This window comes from Polaromonas jejuensis NBRC 106434 (genome assembly GCF_001598235.1).
In the GTDB taxonomy this organism is placed as follows: domain Bacteria; phylum Pseudomonadota; class Gammaproteobacteria; order Burkholderiales; family Burkholderiaceae_C; genus Polaromonas; species Polaromonas jejuensis.
Genome location: NZ_BCYO01000006.1, coordinates 107,405 through 124,156, shown reverse-complemented (window position 1 = coordinate 124,156; position 16,752 = coordinate 107,405). Strand labels below are relative to the sequence as shown.

Here is a 16,752-nt window from a genome sequence, read left to right as displayed (position 1 = left end):
ACATCATGAACGTCAAGGCCTGTCCCCTGTGCGAGAGCGATGGCGGCCTGCTGGTCTTTCGCAACGAGCAGTTGCGGGTCATCCAGGCCAGCGAAGCGGGCTTTCCGGCCTTTTACCGGGTGATCTGGAACCGGCACGTGGCCGAGTTTTCGGATCTCTCGCCGGCCGAGCGCGCCACCTGCATGAACGCCGTCGCGGCGGTGGAGCAGGTATTGCGCAGCGAGCTTCAAGCCCACAAGATCAACCTGGCCGCCCTGGGCAATGTCGTGCCCCATCTGCATTGGCACGTGATTGCCCGCTTCGACTGGGACAGCCACTTCCCGGCGCCGGTCTGGGCGGCGCCGCAGCGCCCGTCGGACGCCGAAAAATTGGCGGCTGTTGCCTCGCGCTGCGAGGATGTCAACCGGCGGATTGCCGAAGAAATTGCGCCCTGAGGCCCCAGCTTGTTTATTTTCAGAAAGTAAGGCATCCCCATGGCAGGTCTTCAAGCCGGCGCACCGACGCCCACCGCGCTGACGGTTCACAGCCAGTCCCGCATTCTCGAAATAGCCTTTTCAGACGGCGCCGAATTCAGGATTCCGTTTGAGCTGATGCGTATTTACTCGCCGTCCGCCGAAGTGCAGGGCCATGGCCCCGGACAGGAAATTTTGCAGACCGGCAAGCGTGAGGTGGATGTGCTCGAGCTGGAGCCGATCGGCAATTACGCCGTCAAGCCGGTGTTTTCCGATGGCCATGAAAGCGGCATCTTTTCCTGGGATTACCTCTACTACCTGGGCGCGGAGCAGAGCCGCCTGTGGGATGAGTACCAGCGCCGGCTGCAGGCCGCCGGCGTGGAGCGCGATGCGCCCATGGTAGCGGCGGGCGGCCACGCCTGCGGCAAGCATTGATTGAACGGCGGCGGTTCGCCCCCATATGCCTTTTTGACTGGCGTGCCCATGGGCGCGCCTCTGTTGTTTTTCCCGCATAAAACCCGGCAATGCCCCATGTCATCACAGGGTTGTCGCCATCAATCCGGGCTTTGCCCTCTAGCATTCACTTTATGAGCAGTACGCATTTCGGTTTTGAATCGGTTGACGAGCAGGACAAGGCTCGCCGCGTGCGCGGTGTGTTTGACTCCGTGGCGCCCAAATACGATGTGATGAACGACCTGATGTCTATGGGCCTGCACCGTGCCTGGAAGGCCTACACCGTGCTGGTGGCCAACGTCAAAGAGGGCTATCAGGTGCTGGACATCGCTGGCGGCACGGGTGACCTGGCCCTGGCTTTTGCGCCCAAGGTCGGCGCCAGCGGGCGGGTGGTGCACACCGACATCAACGAAGCCATGCTCAGGGAAGGCCGCAACCGCTTGCTGGACGCGGGCGTGAGCCTGCCGACGCTGGTGTGCGATGCCGAGCACCTGCCGTTTCCGGAGGCCAGCTTTGACCTCGTCACGGTGGCCTTCGGCTTGCGCAACATGACGCACAAGGAGGTGGCCCTGCGTGAAATGAACCGCGTGCTCAAGCCCGGTGGCAAGCTGCTGGTGCTGGAGTTTTCCAAGGTGGCCAAGCCGCTGGAAAAGATTTACGACTGGTATTCGTTCAAGGTGCTGCCCAAACTGGGCAAGCTGGTTGCCAACGATGACTCAAGCTACCAATACCTGGCCGAGTCGATTCGCATGCACCCCGGCCAGGACGAATTGAAAGCCCTGATGCGTAATAGTGGTTTTGGCCATGTGGACTATCACAACATGACGGGCGGCGTAGTGGCATTGCATGTTGGAATCAAGTGTTGAAGTCAATAAAGCTCAAGGAGATGAAATGAAATTCTGGTCGACCATTTTTACCGCTGTACTCGCCGCGACCCTGGTGATGGCCGGCCCGTCTGCCGAGGCCGCTCGCCTGGGCGGTGGCAAGTCTTTCGGCAAGCAGTCGTCCAATGTGACCCAGCGCCAAGCCGCGCCGGGCGGTGCCAACTCCGTGGGCAACAACGCGGCCAATTCCGCGGCCAAACCCGCCGCGCCGGCAGCCGCGCCGGCCGTGCAGGCGCCCAGGAAACCCTGGGGCGCCATGCTTGGTGGCCTGGCCGCCGGTCTGGGCCTGGCCTGGCTGGCCTCTTCGCTCGGTCTGGGCGGGGCTTTCGGGCAGATCATCATGTTTGCCCTGCTGGCGCTGGTGGTCATGGTGGTGATTGGTTTCGTCATGCGCAAGCTCAAGGGCGGCGCGGCCGAGGCTTCGGGCGCGCATGCGCAGGCGCCTTTCGCGTTTCAGGGCGCGGGCAATGCGGCCGACGCCACCACGCCCCGCAACTACAGTCCCGCCAATGTGGGCAACGATGCCTCGGCACGCCCCTGGGAGCGCACCAGCACGGCCTTTGACGGCGCCAGCGCCGCGCCTGCCGCCGGCTCCATGATTGGCTCCGGACTGCTGGGTTCGCAGTCCTGGGGGGTGCCGGCCGGTTTTGACGCCGAAGGCTTCCTCAAGGCCAGCAAGGCCAATTTCGTCACCCTGCAAGATGCCTGGGACCGTTCCGATATCCAGAGCCTGCGGGCGATGATGACGGACGACATGCTGGCCCAGATCAAGACGCAACTGGCCGACCGTGAAACCCATACCGGCGGTGTTGCCAACAAAACCGACGTCGTGATGCTCGATGCACAGCTGCTGGGCATTGAAGAGCTGAGCGATGTGTACATGGCCAGCGTGGAGTTCTCCGGCATGATCCGCGAGGACGTTTCTGCAGGCGCCAGCCCCTTCCGCGAAGTCTGGAACATGACCAAGCCCCGTAACGGCGGCAGTGGCTGGCTGGTCGCCGGCGTCCAGGCGCTGCAGTGATTTGACCCTGGCGAAGCAATGCACCAAGTGACGGGCCGGTGAGCGGCAGCTAAGGGGGCAAGTCAGGGCCCTGGGGCCAAAAGCTTTTTTATCCTGCAAAATCGGGGGCGTATGACTAACACGCCCCCTTTTTCATTTTTGCAGTCCCTCGCCAGCCGCTTTCAGCCTCCCGCCTGGGTGGTCGAGGAAGGGCAGCAGCGGCTGGTGCTGTTTCTCAATCACGTCCTGATGCAGGAGAAACAGGCCCAAGACCGGCTTTTACGTCAGAAAGGCCGTGTAGTCCATGCCCAGTGGGGGGTATTTGCTATTGATTTGGTAGTGACTCCGGCCGGTCTTGTGGACCGCACCATGCCTGCCGAAAAACCGGATCTTCTGCTGTCGGTGGCTACCGAGCCGCCCCTCATCGTGGTGCAGTCGGTCCTGGCCGGCAAGCCGCCTCCGGTGACCATCGAGGGTGACGTGCAATTGGCGGCCGATCTGGGTTGGCTGGCCGAAAATCTGCGCTGGGATGCCGAAGAAGATCTGTCCCGCCTGATTGGTGATGCCCCGGCCCATGCTCTGGCCGATATGGGGCGAAGGCTGCTGTCGGGCCTGAAGCAGTTTCTGGCGCAAGGGCCCTTGTCCTCCGCCGCGCCGGTGTCTTCATCCGTGGTCGCCAGCCCTGCGCCGGATTCGGCAAAGGCCGCTGCATGATGCGGGTTTTCAGGGGGGTTTCCATCGTCTGGACGGTGCTGCGGTTTGGGCTCGATGAGCTGGTGCTGTCCAGCTTTGAGAGGCCCTGGATCCGCCTGCTGACCCGCATGGTGTCGATCGGGCGCAATCTGAAGGCGCCGCGCGGCGAACGCCTGCGCCAGGCGCTGGAAAAATTGGGGCCGATTTTTGTCAAGTTCGGACAGGTGATGTCCACCCGCCGCGATTTGCTGCCGCCGGATATCGCCGACGAGCTGGCGCGTCTTCAGGACCGGGTGCCGCCTTTTGAGTCCGCCGTGGCGGTGGCCATCATTGAAAAGGCCTATGGCCGGCCGCTGGAGCAGATATTTTCCACCTTTGAACAAACGCCCGTGGCCAGCGCCTCGATTGCCCAGGTTCACTTTGCCGTCCTGCATGATGGCCGTGAAGTGGCCGTCAAGGTGCTGCGGCCCAACATGCTGCCGGCCATTGAGAAAGACCTGGCGCTGATGCGCATGATGGCCGGCTGGGTGGAAAGCGCGTCGGCCGATGGCAAGCGCCTCAAGCCGCGTGAGGTGGTGGCGGAGTTTGACAAATACCTGCACGACGAGCTGGATTTGCTGCGTGAGGCCGCCAATGCCGCGCAATTGCGCCGCAACATGCAGGATCTGCAACTCGTCATGATTCCGGAGATGTTCTGGGACTACTGCATGCCCGATGTCATGGTGATGGAGCGCATGAAGGGCGTTCCGATCAGCCAGACCCAGCGCCTGCGCGATGCCGGCGCGGACATGAAGACGCTGGCGCGTGACGGCGTCACCATATTCTTCACCCAGGTGTTTCGGGATGGCTTTTTCCATGCCGACATGCACCCGGGCAATATCCAGGTCAGCCTGGCGCCGGAAACATTCGGGCGGCATATCCTGCTCGATTTCGGCATTGTGGGCACGCTGACCGAGGTGGACAAAGAGTATCTGGCGCAAAATTTCAGTGCTTTTTTCCAGCGCGACTACAAACGCGTGGCCGAGTTGCACATCGAATCGGGCTGGGTGCCTGCCCACACCCGGGTGGATGAGCTGGAGGCCGCCATACGCGCCTGCTGCGAGCCTTACTTTGACCGGCCGCTCAAGGAAATTTCACTCGGCATGGTGTTGATGCGGCTGTTTCAGACCTCGCGCCGTTTCCAGGTGGAAATCCAGCCGCAACTGGTGCTGCTGCAAAAAACCCTGCTCAATATTGAAGGCCTGGGGCGCGAATTGGATCCCGAGCTGGACCTCTGGAGCACCGCCAAGCCCTTTCTTGAGAAGTGGATGCTGGAGCAGGTGGGCCCGGAAAAGCTGCTGGCCCAGCTCAAGGCCGAAGCGCCGGCTTATGCCAAGCTGCTGCCTGCCCTGCCGCGCTTGCTGCATCAATACCTGAAAGCGCCATCGGGGATCAACCGCCGCGAACTGGACGTGTTGCTGGCCGAGCAAAAACGCACCAACAAGTTGCTGCAAAGCCTGATTTATGGCGGTTTGGGCTTTGTGCTGGGTCTGATCGCAATGCAGTTCGTCCTGCGGGTCCGCGTTTTCTGAAGCCAGCGCTTGCCTATGGCCACTCTGCGGGGATGGCGGGGGGGCTTGAAGCGGGTGGGCAACGCCTATAATTGAAGGTTTTGCATCGGAAGCCTTTTTCAGGCGCCATTTCCCGGACAGAACCTCTAGCACTATGCCAATCTACGCCTATAAATGCGAGTCCTGCGGGCATGCCAAGGACGTTTTGCAAAAAATGTCGGACGCCCCGTTGACGGAATGCCCGCAATGCGGAACAGCCAGCTTTACAAAACAGGTCACGGCTGCCGGTTTCCAGCTCAAGGGCTCGGGCTGGTATGTCACGGATTTCCGCGGCGGTGACGGCGGTGGTACCGCCAAGGCTGCGGTGACGCCCGGCACGGACAGCAAAGCGGCTGATATCAGTGTTGCCGCACCAGGCAGCGCACCGGCGGCGTCCAGCCCCGCGCCTGCGCCGGTCAGCAGTGGCGCTGGCGCCGCCTCATCCGCCAAAGCCGAGTGATGAGTTCCGTCCGCCGATGGCTTCTGGCCGGGCTCCTGGTGCTGGTGCCCCTGGCCATCACCCTGGCGGTGCTCAACTGGATTGTGGGAACGCTGGACCAGACGCTGTTGATTCTTCCCGCAGCCTGGCACCCCGACAAATTGTTGGGTTTTCACATTCCCGGCTTTGGCGTGCTGCTGATGCTGGCGATCGTCCTGCTCATGGGCGCCATTGCCAGCAACTTCTTTGGGAGAAAGCTGGTTCACTGGGGCAATTCCCTGCTGCACCGCATTCCCATCGTGCGATCCATCTATTCCAGCGTGAAGCAGGTGTCGGATACGGTGTTCTCCGAAAACGGCAACGCCTTTCGCAAGGCCTTGCTGGTGCAGTGGCCGCGCGAAGGCGTCTGGACGATTGGTTTCCTCACGGGTCTGCCCGGCGGTGATGTCGCGAATCATTTGCACGGCGAGTATCTGAGCGTTTACGTGCCGACGACGCCCAACCCCACGGGCGGCTATTTCGTGATGCTCAAAAAGTCAGAGTGCATCGAGTTGAGGATGAGTGTCGACGAGGCCCTCACCTATGTCATTTCCATGGGCGTTGTGGTTCCCGCAAAGCCTGCAACTTCACCGCTGAATCCCCCGTTGTAAACGGCGAAAAATTGCGCAATAGGCGCCGAAAGTTCGAGTATTTATATGGCTATCGCTGATACACAAGTCGCTCCAATGCGCTCCAACTATTGCGGTCTGGTGACCGAAAGCCTCATGGGCCAAACCGTCAGCCTGTGCGGCTGGGTGAACCGCCGGCGCGACCACGGCGGCGTGATTTTCATTGACCTGCGCGATCGCGAAGGTTACGTGCAGGTGGTGTGCGACCCGGACCGTGCCGACATGTTCAAGGCCGCCGAGGGCGTGCGCAACGAGTTCTGCGTGAGGGTCTTGGGTGTGGTGCGCGCCCGCCCTGAGGGCACGGTCAACGACCACCTGAAAAGCGGCAAGGTCGAGGTGCTGTGCCATGAGCTGATCGTGCTCAACCCCAGCGTCACGCCGCCGTTCCAGCTGGATGACGACAACCTCTCGGAGACGACGCGCCTGACGCACCGCGTGCTGGACCTGCGCCGCCCCTATATGCAGAACAACCTGATGCTGCGTTACCGCGTGGCCATGGAAACGCGCAAGTTCCTCGATGCCAACGGCTTCATCGACATTGAAACGCCGATGCTGACCAAGAGCACGCCCGAAGGCGCCCGCGATTACCTGGTGCCCAGCCGCGTCAACGAAGGCCAGTTCTTCGCGCTGCCGCAAAGCCCGCAGCTGTTCAAGCAGCTGCTGATGGTGGCCGGCTATGACCGCTACTACCAGATCACCAAGTGCTTCCGCGACGAAGACTTGCGCGCCGACCGCCAGCCCGAATTCACGCAGATCGATATCGAGACCTCCTTCCTGGGCGAGCAGGAGATCCGCGACATGTTCCAGGGCATGATCAGCAACATCTTCAAGACCGTGCTGAACACCGACCTGGGCGAGTTTCCGGTCATGGCCTATGCCGATGCGATGCATCGCTTTGGTTCCGACAAGCCCGACCTGCGCGTGAACCTGGAGTTCACCGAGCTGACCGACGTCATGGCGGATGTGGACTTCAAAGTGTTCAGCGCGCCGGCCACCACCCTCGGCGGCCGCGTGGTGGGCTTGCGCGTGCCAGGCGGCTCGGAAATGAGCCGCGGCGAAATTGACGGCTATACCGAGTTCGTCAAGATCTACGGCGCCAAGGGCCTGGCCTGGATCAAGGTCAACGATGTGAGCAAGGGCCGCGAAGGCCTGCAGAGCCCCATCGTCAAGAACATTCACGATGCCGCAATTGCCGAAATCCTGAAGCGCACCGGGGCGCAGAACGGTGACCTGATTTTCTTCGGCGCCGACAAGGGCAAGATCGTGAACGACAGCATAGGCGCGCTGCGCCTGAAGGTCGGTCACAGCGAGTTCGGCAAAAAGACCGGGCTCTTCACCAAGGGCTGGAAGCCATTGTGGGTGGTCGACTTCCCGATGTTCGAGTTTGACGAGGACGGCCAGCGCTGGAGCGCCGTGCACCATCCGTTCACCGCGCCCAAGGATGGGCACGAAGACTGGATGGACACCGACCCGGGCCGCTGCATCTCCAAGGCCTACGACATGGTGCTCAACGGCTGGGAACTTGGTGGCGGCTCGGTCCGTATCCACCGTGCCGATGTCCAGAACAAGGTCTTCAATGCACTGAAGATTGGCCCCGAGGAAGCGCAGCAGAAGTTCGGCTTCCTGCTCGACGCCCTGCAGTACGGCGCACCGCCGCACGGCGGCCTGGCCTTTGGCCTGGACCGCATCGTGACCATGATGACTGGCGCCGAGTCGATCCGCGATGTGATCGCCTTCCCCAAAACCCAACGCGCGCAGGATTTGCTGACCCATGCGCCCAGCCCGGTGGACGAAAAGCAGTTGCGCGAATTGCACATCCGCCTGCGCAATCCGCTGCCGGTCTGAACGGCCCGCGCTGTCACGGCGTGTCATCTGCAGCCCCTTTGCGGGGCTGTTTTTATTGGGGCCGGGCCATCCGGCAATCTGGCATGCTGGGTGCTCTTTACTGGCCCGTTTACTCAGGGGGTATGCCTTGAACGCCTTCAAAATTCCCGAGTCGGTTCTGGTCGTTATCTACACGCCGCGGCTTGATGTGCTGCTGATAGAGCGTGCCGGGCAGCCTGGTTTCTGGCAGAGCGTGACGGGTTCCAAAGACAGCCTGGACGAACCCGTCCTGCAAACCGCTGTTCGCGAGGTGATGGAGGAAACCGGCATTGCGGCCACACCGGCCCAGCTGCGCGATTGGGCCCTCACGAACATCTACGAGATCTACCCGGTCTGGCGCCATCGCTATGCGCCGGGTGTGACGCGCAACACCGAGCATGTGTTTGGCCTGTGCCTGCCCGACACCTGCGAGGTCACCCTCAACCCGCGCGAGCACACGGCCTGGCAGTGGCTGCCGCATGACGCGGCCGCCGATCTCTGTTTTTCCCCTTCCAATGCGGAGGCGATTTTGCTGCTGCCCCGGTTCATGGCTTGAGGTGCGTGGTGACCGGCTCCAGCCTTGCGGCCTCAGTGCCATATTGAAACAGCGCGTCAGCCTTTCGGGGGCGTCGGATTGGCAAATGGCGAGCGCTGGGTTTAAATGGACTCACCATCACCCGTCTACCACGCGAGCACCTACTTCCAATGCCCCCACTCCAGAAGTCCGAAGCACTGCAATTGCTCCAGGGCGGACAGGCTTTTTTTCCCGCGCTGATCACCGCCTTTGACGCCGCGACAAGTTGGATACAGCTGGAAACCTATATCTTTGATTTTTACGGGGCCGGCGAGGAGGTGGCCGAGGCCCTGGTGCGGGCGGCGCGGCGCGGGGTGGCGGTGCAGGTGCTGGTGGACGCGATTGGCACCGACCCCTTGCCCGCGGCGTGGCAGAAAAAATTTGCCGATGCGGGTGTCGAGTGGTTCAGCTATTCGCCGCTGACGGGTTTGCTTGGATGGCTGGTGCCGGAGCGCTGGCGCAGGTTGCACCGCAAGCTGTGCGTGGTTGACCAGCGCACGGTGTTTTGCGGCGGCATCAATGTGCTGGATGATTTCTACGACCCCAACCACGGAGAGCTGCAAGCCCCGCGTTTTGATTTTGCCGTGGCCGTGACCGGCGGGCCGGTGGCTGCCGATGCGGCCGAGGCCGTGGCCCTGCTCTGGTGGCGCGTTCAGGCGGGCTACAGCGCACGCAAGCGGCATTTGAGCGACGCGTGGGACAAGTTCAAGGCCGCAGGCTACGGCGGACGCACCGACACCCGGCTGCTCGCCAATCCGGCGGTGAGCGCGGCCGCCTCATTCTCGGGCGCAGCCGTCCCCAGGGCGGCGCTGGTACTGCGTGACAACCTGCGCAACCGCAGCAGCATAGAGCGCGCTTACCGCAAGGCGATTGGTCAGGCCCGCCAGGAAGTCATCATTGCCAACGCTTATTTCCTGCCCGGCGGCAAACTGCGCCGCGCCCTGATCCGGGCGGCCAGGCGCGGTGTGCGTGTGACCTTGCTGCTGCAGGGCCGCTACGAATACTTCATGCAATACCACGCGGCACGGCCGGTGTACGGCGCCCTGCTGGCGGCGGGGGTGGAAATCCATGAATACGCCGCGAGCTTTCTGCATGCCAAGGTGGCGGTGGTGGACGGGCATTGGGCGACGGTGGGTTCGTCCAACCTCGATCCGCTGAGTTTGCTGCTGGCCCGTGAAGCCAATGTGGTGGTTGAAGACAAGGCGTTTGCCCAAGACCTCAGAGGCCGCCTGCTGGAGGCCATGGCCAGCCAGGGGCAGCGCATGGATCCTGCCGCCTACGGCCAGCGCCCCCTGGGCCAGCGCCTGCAGGGTTGGGCGGCTTACGCTCTGGTCCGGCTGGCGCTGCTGGTCGCCGGTCAGCGTTATTGAGGGGATTTCGCGAAACAGGGAAGACCTTTCCCTGGCAAGGGTAAGCGCGCGGAAAGCTATAAAATTAATAGCTGCTGGCGCCCGCCGGTTAAGGGCCAAGTGCCAAAAACCTTCTAAAACCCGGGCGAAGACCAATTTGGATCAGGCTGGTAATATCTGGGCATGCTTATGAAATCCACCACGCCACAGCAGGACGCCAGCGACGAGGGCACGCCAGTTTCCGTCAAGATTCGCGAGCGCCTGGCCCTGGCCCGCAAACGCTTCAATGCCAACGACAACATCGCCGAGTTCATCGAGCCGGGCGAGCTGGAAAAGCTGCTGGATGAGGTCGAGGTCAAGATGCAGGGCGTTCTTGAAAGCATGGTGATAGACACCCGCAGCGATCACAACACCCGCAACACGGCGCGCCGCGTCGCCAAGATGTATCTGAACGAAGTGTTCAAGGGCCGCTACAGGGAGTCGCCCGCGGTCACCGAGTTTCCCAACGCCGAACACCTCAACGAGCTGATGATTGTCGGCCCGATCACGGTGCGCAGCGCCTGCAGCCATCACCTGGTGCCGGTGATCGGCAAGATCTGGATCGGCGTCATGCCCAACGAGCACACCAATGTGATCGGCCTGTCCAAATATGCGCGCCTGGCCGAATGGGTGATGGGCCGCCCGCAAATCCAGGAGGAGGCGGTGGTGCAGCTGGCCGACCTGATCATGGAGAAAACCCAGCCCGATGGCCTGGCCATCGTGATGGAGGCCAGCCATTACTGCATGGCCTGGCGCGGCGTCAAGGACATGGACAGCAAGATGATCAATTCGGTGATGCGCGGCGTGTTCCTGAAAGACTCAACACTGCGCCGCGAGTTTCTCGCGCTCATTCCACGGAAAGGTTGATGCCATGTTGGTACGTTTGCTTTATGCCAGTCGCGCCGTGGACAGCAGCCCGGGCGCCATCGAGGCGATCCTGGCCCAGTCCCGCCAGTACAACCCGACCTGCGGCATCACCGGCATTCTTTGCTACGGTGGCGGCATTTTCCTGCAGGCGATTGAAGGCGGTCGCATGGCGGTCAGCGATCTCTACGGCCATATCCAGCGCGACTCGCGCCACAAGGACGTGGCGCTGCTTCATTACGAGGAAATTTTGGAGCGCCGCTTTGGTGGCTGGACCATGGGGCAGGTCAACCTGCTCAAGCTGAACCACTCCATTCTTTTGAAGTATTCCGAGAAGCCCGAGCTCGACCCTTATGCGGTGTCAGGCAAGGTGTCTCTGGCGCTGCTGGAGGAGTTGATGGCCACTGCCGCCATCATCGGCCGCGCCTGAAAATGCCGGGTAAAGCTACTACGCAGGCGGCATGCGTGGTTGGGCGGTGCTCGCCATCCTCATGCACGGCAGTGCATTCCGGTTGCTGTGCTCCGTCTGCCTAGCCTGACGCCTGCTCGCTGCGCTTTCCCAGGCATTTATATGTCTTTCAACGCGCTTGCCCTGGTCCTCCTGGCCGGGCCGATTCACCCCTGCTGGGCGCCGCCTGCATCGGGGTTGACGTCATGGCGCTGGCATGGGGCTGAGGTGGGCGTTTGATGACCGCTGCGCTTCTGATCGGTTGCGACTTTTCCAGCAGTCCCAGCCGCCGCAAACCCATTGTGATGGCCGAAGGTTCGGCCGCCAAGGGGCGTGTGCTGCTCGCAGGCCTTGAGCGCATGGAGTCGCTGCAGGGCTTTGAGCAGTGCCTGCGCCGCGAGCGCCACTGGGTGGGCGCCTTCGACTTTCCCTTTGGCCTGCCGCGCGAACTGGTCGAGCATCTTGGCTGGCCTGCACGCTGGCCCGAGCTGATCCGGCATTACGCGGCCCTGAGCCGCCCCGCTGTCCGCGACACCTTTGCGGCCTTTTGCGACGCTCGCCCGCCGGGGCAGAAATTCGCCCATCGCGCCACGGACAAACCGGCGGGCGCCAGCCCCTCCATGAAATGGATCAACCCGCCGGTGGCCTACATGCTGCACGCCGGTGTGCCGCGCCTGCTGGCCGCTGGCGTGCACCTTCCCGGCCTTCACGACGGCGATAGCCATCGCGTGGCGCTGGAAGGCTACCCCGGCCTGCTGGCGCGCGAGGTGCTGGGCAGCCGTTCCTACAAGAGCGACGACAGGGCGAAGCAGACGCCGGAACGCCTGATCGCGCGCAAGGACCTGATCACCGCGCTGGAACACGGACAAACCCGGCTGGGCCTGCGCCTGAAGGTCAGCCATGCCCAGCGTGACGCCCTGATTGACGACGCCAGCGGCGACAGCCTGGATGCCGTGCTGTGCCTGCTGCAGGCGGCATGGGCGCAGCAGCAGGGGGCGCCACGCTATGGCTTGCCGCTGGAGATGGATCCGCTGGAGGGCTGGATAGTCACGGCTTAGCCGGAGCGGGTTGGGCCGGGCAGGCATGTGCCCTGGGCTAGGCAGTTGGTGAATGCGAAAAACTGTTTGTTTGCACAGTACATTAGTCGCTCCAGGGAAATTCCGCAGGGCGCGCGCATGAAGCGCCGGTTGCGCTCCCTGAAACATTTTCAAGCATGAAATTGATCACCAGCCCAAGCAGGGCGGGCGCTATTAGCTATTAAATAAGTAGTAAATGAACAACATGCCTTCTCTTTGCCGGGCTGCAGCGTTGGCCGCATGGGCTTTTGCCGCGCTGGCCGGGTGTTCGCCGGCAAGCGCAGCGGCGCCGTCCAAAGCCAGCTGGTCGGGCGTGGTGACCTATGTGGGCGACGGTGACACCCTTCGCGTGCGGCCGCCCGGTGGCAGCAAGCCGGTGATCATACGCATCGAGGGCATTGACGCGCCTGAGATTTGCCAGGCTGGCGGCGCGGCGTCCCGCGATGCGCTCATGCGCCGCGTACTGGGAAAACGCGTCGTCGTCCAGGGCAGCCGTCACGACGACTATGGTCGCCTGCTGGCACGCATCGTGTTGAATGGGCAAGACCAGGGCAAGTGGATGGTCGCCCGGGGGCAGGCCTGGTCCTATCGCTACCGCCACAACCCGGGCCCCTACGTGATCCAGCAACGCCGCGCCAAGGCGGCAGGCCTGGGAATTTTTTCACGGGCCCAGACGGCGCCTCCGGTGTATCCCGGGGTGTTTCGCAAGCAGCATGGAAGCTGCCACGTTTGAGCCTTGCCCGGGCGCGGAGGTCTGCGGCGGGCGCCTGAACGGCGTAGATGGGTTTGTCCTACGGGCATTTCGGCAAAGACCGACCGACCGCCAGCAGACGGCTGGCTAGAGTGAATGGGGGCGATTTTGCCGTCGCCGTTTTCGCCCGTCTCTCCAAGGCTGCCTATCCGGGCGTCTTTGGGGCGGGGCCATTCACGAACAGGAGCCATCATGAAAAAGCAACGTTCAAGCCGTTCACCTGCCAGCCTGCCTTTCGTATCCACACCGCTGGTCCTGGCCAGCTCGCTGGCCTTGGCGCTGGGGCTGGCGGGCTGCAACAAGCCGGATGAGGGTAAGACCGCGGGCCAGCAGCTCGACTCAGCCATTGCCAAAACCGAGCAGGCCGGCGCAGAGGCCAAGGCTAAAACCGAAAGTGCCATGGCCAACACCGGGGCTGCATTGAAAGATGCCGCCCAGAACGCGGAATCCTCGGGCAAGGCGCTTGCAGGCAAGGCCGGCGAAAAAATGGATGATTTGGCCATCACCACGGCCGTCTCGTCAGAGTTCGTCAAAGACCCCGATTTGAGCGCACTCAAAATCAAGGTCGACACCGCCAATGGCGCCGTCACCCTGACTGGCTCGGCACCCACCGAAGCCGCCCGCGAAAAAGCCGCCACGCTCGCCAAAGGGGTCAAGGGGGTGAGCTCGGTGGACAACAAGCTGGTCGTAAAGGCCGGTTGAGTGCCGTCTCGCTCAACTGGGGGCTGCCGGTTCCTGCTTGAGTGTCCGGCGGTTTTTCGATCCACTGCGGCTCATTTTTGAGTGTCCCCTGGCAGCGAGAGCTTCAAGATTCATCACCCATGAAAAAGGCAGGCGATGGGAATTCCATCGCCTGCCCTTGGACCTGCCTGCTCATGGGGTGAGCGCTGGGGCGGTCCGTTTAAGGACGAATGGCGATGTCGTTGCGCACGCTCTTGACGTTCTTCACGCCGCGGGCAATATTTTCAGCCTGCATTTTTTCGGCATTGGATTTGGCAAAACCCGACAGCTGGACCGTGCCATTGAGCGTTTCAACGCTGATGGACATGGCGGAAACCGTTTTGTCCTCAACAAACTTGGCTTTTACGGCGGTGGTGATGGCCGCATCATCAATATAGGCGCCGGCGGTTTCCTGACCACGCCCAACGGCGCAGCCGCTGCCAATGATGGTGATGCCTGCCAGGGTGGCGAATGCGATGGCGCGAGCGTATTTCATAGGGTTTTCCTTTGGGGTTGATTTCATGGAATCGGTGCAAGTTGAAAAAGCCTGTCGATCAGCGGCACTACGCCCATCGACCTGCGGTAAGCGTTTATTTCTCCAGCCAGTCCCTGAGTTCGTCGGCGTTCAAGCGCCTCGGGCTCAATAGCGGTTCTTGTTGCGCTGGCGTGAGGAGGCAACCAGCAAGGCCACAGCGGCACCGACGGCCGCGGCAATCAGCACCGAGCGCACCGGCTGTTCGGACACATAGCGGGTGGTCACGCCTGCCGCGCGGTTCAATGATTGCTGGGCGCGGTCTTTCGCTTCGGCGGCCAGGTCAAGGCTGTGGCGCGCCAGCTGCTGCGCCTTGGAAGTCAGCATGTCCACGACCGGGTCGACACGGCCGCGCAATTCGTGCACCTGGTTGCCTGCCTTGTCCACGGCGTTGCCGGTGGTTTGCAGCAACTCATTTGAAGCTTCGCGCGCAGCCTGGGCGGGGGTGTTGGTGTTCATGTCGGTTCCTTGGTGAGTAGGGTTTCTGGTTCAGGCGAGAGTCAGCTCAGACCGCATGCAGGGGCGTTGCTTCACGCCCCGCATGGGCACGGGCCTTATTTTTTCTTCAGCAAGCTCATGACAAAGCTCACGATGGCCATGACGGCAAAAATGAAGAAGAGGATTTTGGCAATCTCAACGGCGCCAGCCGCAATGCCGCCAAAGCCGAAGACGGCGGCGATCAGTGCGATCACCAAAAAAACGACGGCATAGTGCAGCATCTCGATCTCCTTGTTTTCGCCGGCTTGAGTGGTGCTTCATTCCGGAGCGCTTGCTGCAAGGTTAATCAGGGCGGCGGTTTTCACCCATCGGCTGTGAACGTGTGCCCCTGTCAGTTGCAGGGGGGATGCGCTGTAGGAGGCCGCTGACAATTTTTTACATGGCTTTTGTGCGGCGTCTTGACTGAGCCGCTTTGGCGCATGCCTGGTGTTGTTGCCGGTTGGCGCTGCTGCACGCGCCGCGAAGACTTAGCGTGACTTCGGCAGCACGGCGGAAATCCGCGTGCCGCTGCCTTCCGCACTGACGACCGTGAGACGGCCTCCCGCGGCTTCAACGCGGTGGCGCATACCCGCCAGCCCATGGCTTGTCGCGCGGACACTTTCCATTTTGAAGCCCTTGCCGTTGTCCTTGACTTCAATGGTGATGACGCTGTCGAAGTTGTGAAGGCTGATTTCGGCTTGACTGGCCTTCGCATACTTGCCGATGTTGGTCAGCGACTCCTGAACCAGGCGGTAAACGGTCAGTTGTGCGGAGCCACCGAGTTCGACGGACTCCAGGTCGGTGGTGATGGGCAGCCCCGATCGCTCTTCAAATTCACGGGCCAGAATTTCGAGCGAGGCGACCAGGCCAAGATGGGACAGCGAGGAGGGTCGCAAATCTTCCACAATCCTGCGCTTCAAGGCAATGCCGCTGTTCAGCGTGCTGGTCAGGTGCTCCAGGCGTTCCACCGCTTCAGGCAGTTGACCCGCCAGACGCGATTTCAGGCGGGCCACATCCAGTTTGGCGGCAGTCAGCAGCGAACCCAGTTCATCGTGCAGTTCACGGGCAAGGTGACCGCGTTCGTCCTCCCGCACATTTTGCAGGTGAGTCGCCAGCTCGGCCAGGGTGGCGGTACGCTCGCGCACCTGTGTTTCCAGCAGATCCCGCTCCCGCTGCAAAGACTCCTGCTCACGCTGGCCTGAAGCGAGCAGTGCCTTGGTTTGCTGCAGGTACATGTAAAAAGCCAGCAAGCCGGCCAAGGCCATGGTGGCCACCCCGATGCGGGATAGCTGCAATGACTTCTTGATCTGGGCCTGCCCCTGTTCCATTTTGCTGATGCTGCGCGCAGCCAGCTTGGCTGATTGCACACGGATGGCTTCCATGTGCTCTTTCCCGACATCCGTGGTCAGCACAAATTTCCAGGCGTCCTCATTGCCTTCCTTGCGCATGCGCACGCTCAGGTCCATCTCGGCGAGCTTGCGTGAAATATGCTGGGACATTACGCTGAATTCGGTGAGCTGATCCTGGTAGGCGCCGAACAGCTGCCGCAGCACGTCCAGGTTCTGGCTGATATCGGCCGTGGCCGTGTTGTAGGGCTCCAGGTAGCGTGCGTCGCCCGTGAGCAAATAGCCTCTTGAGCCGGTTTCCGCATCCAGCATATGCTGCAGCAATTTATTGATGGCCTCGCGGGTTTGCTGCGCTTGCTCTATGTTGGCCGCCGCCGCCGTGGACTCGTGATAACTTGCTTCATTGATGAAAATCAGGATGGCGGCAGCCAGCACGGCCAGCGGCAGGCTGATGGCCATTTTGGGGAATGCAAAATTTTTCACGACCTACTCCGTTCAGTACTTTTGTGAATAATTCGTCAATAATGGGCACTGA

20 protein-coding genes are annotated in these 16,752 nt (G+C 61.9%); 16 read left to right on the top strand and 4 right to left on the bottom strand.

Annotated features, from left to right (window positions below; genetic code table 11):
- The first annotated feature begins 5 nt into the window (after positions 1–5).
- The 16 genes from PJE01S_RS09555 to PJE01S_RS09480 all read left to right on the top strand — a co-directional run bounded on the left by PJE01S_RS09555 (position 6) and on the right by PJE01S_RS09480 (position 13,844).
- On the top strand, positions 6–434 hold the full coding sequence (locus PJE01S_RS09555) for an HIT family protein (RefSeq protein WP_068833433.1): 429 nt from the start codon (positions 6–8) through the stop codon (positions 432–434).
- A gap of 39 nt (positions 435–473) precedes the next feature.
- On the top strand, positions 474–887 hold the full coding sequence (locus PJE01S_RS09550; RefSeq protein ID WP_068833162.1) for a gamma-butyrobetaine hydroxylase family protein: 414 nt from the start codon (positions 474–476) through the stop codon (positions 885–887).
- Positions 888–1,039: 152 nt separating this feature from the next.
- Positions 1,040–1,771, top strand: a complete 732-nt coding sequence (gene ubiE / locus PJE01S_RS09545; protein WP_068833159.1) for a bifunctional demethylmenaquinone methyltransferase/2-methoxy-6-polyprenyl-1,4-benzoquinol methylase UbiE — start codon at positions 1,040–1,042, stop codon at positions 1,769–1,771.
- Between the two features lie 25 nt (positions 1,772–1,796).
- Positions 1,797–2,810 carry a Tim44 domain-containing protein gene (locus PJE01S_RS09540; protein WP_068833157.1) on the top strand — a complete coding sequence of 338 codons (1,014 nt, stop codon included), beginning with the start codon at positions 1,797–1,799 and terminating at the stop codon, positions 2,808–2,810.
- Positions 2,811–2,921: 111 nt separating this feature from the next.
- Positions 2,922–3,503, top strand: a complete 582-nt coding sequence (locus PJE01S_RS09535; protein WP_068833155.1) for a hypothetical protein — start codon at positions 2,922–2,924, stop codon at positions 3,501–3,503.
- Positions 3,500–5,053, top strand: a complete 1,554-nt coding sequence (gene ubiB, locus PJE01S_RS09530; protein WP_068833154.1) for a ubiquinone biosynthesis regulatory protein kinase UbiB — start codon at positions 3,500–3,502, stop codon at positions 5,051–5,053. The genes PJE01S_RS09535 and ubiB overlap by 4 nt, the downstream gene beginning before the upstream one ends.
- A gap of 133 nt (positions 5,054–5,186) precedes the next feature.
- Positions 5,187–5,531: an FmdB family zinc ribbon protein gene (locus tag PJE01S_RS09525; RefSeq protein ID WP_068833152.1), complete on the top strand. Its 345-nt coding sequence runs from the start codon at positions 5,187–5,189 to the stop codon at positions 5,529–5,531.
- On the top strand, positions 5,531–6,160 hold the full coding sequence (locus PJE01S_RS09520) for a DUF502 domain-containing protein (protein WP_068833150.1): 630 nt from the start codon (positions 5,531–5,533) through the stop codon (positions 6,158–6,160). The genes PJE01S_RS09525 and PJE01S_RS09520 overlap by 1 nt, the downstream gene beginning before the upstream one ends.
- A 75-nt stretch (positions 6,161–6,235) precedes the next feature.
- Positions 6,236–8,023, top strand: coding sequence for an aspartate--tRNA ligase (gene aspS, locus PJE01S_RS09515; protein WP_377372010.1), 1,788 nt, complete (start codon positions 6,236–6,238; stop codon positions 8,021–8,023).
- Between the two features lie 127 nt (positions 8,024–8,150).
- The gene (gene nudB / locus PJE01S_RS09510; protein ID WP_068833146.1) at positions 8,151–8,597 is read left to right on the top strand and encodes a dihydroneopterin triphosphate diphosphatase; all 447 of its coding nucleotides are present in this window, start codon (positions 8,151–8,153) and stop codon (positions 8,595–8,597) included.
- A 149-nt stretch (positions 8,598–8,746) separates the two neighbouring features.
- Positions 8,747–9,985: a cardiolipin synthase ClsB gene (gene clsB / locus PJE01S_RS09505; protein WP_068833144.1), complete on the top strand. Its 1,239-nt coding sequence runs from the start codon at positions 8,747–8,749 to the stop codon at positions 9,983–9,985.
- A gap of 162 nt (positions 9,986–10,147) precedes the next feature.
- Complete coding sequence (folE, locus tag PJE01S_RS09500) at positions 10,148–10,870, top strand: GTP cyclohydrolase I (protein ID WP_068833142.1); 723 nt, start codon at positions 10,148–10,150, stop codon at positions 10,868–10,870.
- 4 nt (positions 10,871–10,874) lie between these two features.
- On the top strand, positions 10,875–11,297 hold the full coding sequence (locus tag PJE01S_RS09495) for a BLUF domain-containing protein (RefSeq protein ID WP_068833140.1): 423 nt from the start codon (positions 10,875–10,877) through the stop codon (positions 11,295–11,297).
- A gap of 257 nt (positions 11,298–11,554) precedes the next feature.
- A complete protein-coding gene (locus PJE01S_RS09490) occupies positions 11,555–12,373 on the top strand; it encodes a DUF429 domain-containing protein (RefSeq protein WP_068833138.1) in 819 nt (272 codons plus the stop codon).
- Positions 12,374–12,587: 214 nt separating this feature from the next.
- Positions 12,588–13,124, top strand: coding sequence for a thermonuclease family protein (locus tag PJE01S_RS09485; protein ID WP_245660706.1), 537 nt, complete (start codon positions 12,588–12,590; stop codon positions 13,122–13,124).
- Between the two features lie 210 nt (positions 13,125–13,334).
- Positions 13,335–13,844, top strand: coding sequence for a BON domain-containing protein (locus PJE01S_RS09480; protein WP_068833136.1), 510 nt, complete (start codon positions 13,335–13,337; stop codon positions 13,842–13,844).
- Positions 13,845–14,043: 199 nt separating this feature from the next.
- Here the strand turns inward: PJE01S_RS09480 and PJE01S_RS09475 are convergent, their stop codons facing one another.
- The 4 genes from PJE01S_RS09475 to PJE01S_RS09465 all read right to left on the bottom strand — a co-directional run bounded on the left by PJE01S_RS09475 (position 14,044) and on the right by PJE01S_RS09465 (position 16,700).
- The gene (locus PJE01S_RS09475) at positions 14,044–14,358 is read right to left on the bottom strand and encodes a BON domain-containing protein (RefSeq protein ID WP_068833134.1); all 315 of its coding nucleotides are present in this window, start codon (positions 14,356–14,358) and stop codon (positions 14,044–14,046) included.
- A 144-nt stretch (positions 14,359–14,502) separates the two neighbouring features.
- Positions 14,503–14,853, bottom strand: coding sequence for a hypothetical protein (locus PJE01S_RS09470; protein ID WP_068833132.1), 351 nt, complete (start codon positions 14,851–14,853; stop codon positions 14,503–14,505).
- 95 nt (positions 14,854–14,948) lie between these two features.
- Positions 14,949–15,113, bottom strand: coding sequence for a DUF1328 domain-containing protein (locus PJE01S_RS24430; protein ID WP_084389443.1), 165 nt, complete (start codon positions 15,111–15,113; stop codon positions 14,949–14,951).
- A gap of 246 nt (positions 15,114–15,359) precedes the next feature.
- Complete coding sequence (locus tag PJE01S_RS09465) at positions 15,360–16,700, bottom strand: sensor histidine kinase (protein WP_369406095.1); 1,341 nt, start codon at positions 16,698–16,700, stop codon at positions 15,360–15,362.
- Positions 16,701–16,752: the final 52 nt, after the last annotated feature.

Excerpts from the sequence above, each read along its gene's own strand:
- PJE01S_RS09555 (WP_068833433.1), top strand. The coding sequence starts at position 6 with ATGAACGTCAAGGCCTGTCCCCTGTGCGAGAGCGATGGCGGCCTGCTG.
- PJE01S_RS09550 (WP_068833162.1), top strand. The coding sequence starts at position 474 with ATGGCAGGTCTTCAAGCCGGCGCACCGACGCCCACCGCGCTGACGGTT.
- ubiE (WP_068833159.1), top strand. The coding sequence starts at position 1,040 with ATGAGCAGTACGCATTTCGGTTTTGAATCGGTTGACGAGCAGGACAAG.
- PJE01S_RS09540 (WP_068833157.1), top strand. The coding sequence starts at position 1,797 with ATGAAATTCTGGTCGACCATTTTTACCGCTGTACTCGCCGCGACCCTG.
- PJE01S_RS09535 (WP_068833155.1), top strand. The coding sequence starts at position 2,922 with ATGACTAACACGCCCCCTTTTTCATTTTTGCAGTCCCTCGCCAGCCGC.
- ubiB (WP_068833154.1), top strand. The coding sequence starts at position 3,500 with ATGATGCGGGTTTTCAGGGGGGTTTCCATCGTCTGGACGGTGCTGCGG.
- PJE01S_RS09525 (WP_068833152.1), top strand. The coding sequence starts at position 5,187 with ATGCCAATCTACGCCTATAAATGCGAGTCCTGCGGGCATGCCAAGGAC.
- PJE01S_RS09520 (WP_068833150.1), top strand. The coding sequence starts at position 5,531 with ATGAGTTCCGTCCGCCGATGGCTTCTGGCCGGGCTCCTGGTGCTGGTG.
- aspS (WP_377372010.1), top strand. The coding sequence starts at position 6,236 with ATGCGCTCCAACTATTGCGGTCTGGTGACCGAAAGCCTCATGGGCCAA.
- clsB (WP_068833144.1), top strand. The coding sequence starts at position 8,747 with ATGCCCCCACTCCAGAAGTCCGAAGCACTGCAATTGCTCCAGGGCGGA.
- folE (WP_068833142.1), top strand. The coding sequence starts at position 10,148 with ATGCTTATGAAATCCACCACGCCACAGCAGGACGCCAGCGACGAGGGC.
- PJE01S_RS09495 (WP_068833140.1), top strand. The coding sequence starts at position 10,875 with ATGTTGGTACGTTTGCTTTATGCCAGTCGCGCCGTGGACAGCAGCCCG.
- PJE01S_RS09490 (WP_068833138.1), top strand. The coding sequence starts at position 11,555 with ATGACCGCTGCGCTTCTGATCGGTTGCGACTTTTCCAGCAGTCCCAGC.
- PJE01S_RS09485 (WP_245660706.1), top strand. The coding sequence starts at position 12,588 with ATGAACAACATGCCTTCTCTTTGCCGGGCTGCAGCGTTGGCCGCATGG.
- PJE01S_RS09480 (WP_068833136.1), top strand. The coding sequence starts at position 13,335 with ATGAAAAAGCAACGTTCAAGCCGTTCACCTGCCAGCCTGCCTTTCGTA.
- PJE01S_RS09475 (WP_068833134.1), bottom strand. The coding sequence starts at position 14,358 with ATGAAATACGCTCGCGCCATCGCATTCGCCACCCTGGCAGGCATCACC.
- PJE01S_RS09470 (WP_068833132.1), bottom strand. The coding sequence starts at position 14,853 with ATGAACACCAACACCCCCGCCCAGGCTGCGCGCGAAGCTTCAAATGAG.
- PJE01S_RS24430 (WP_084389443.1), bottom strand. The coding sequence starts at position 15,113 with ATGCTGCACTATGCCGTCGTTTTTTTGGTGATCGCACTGATCGCCGCC.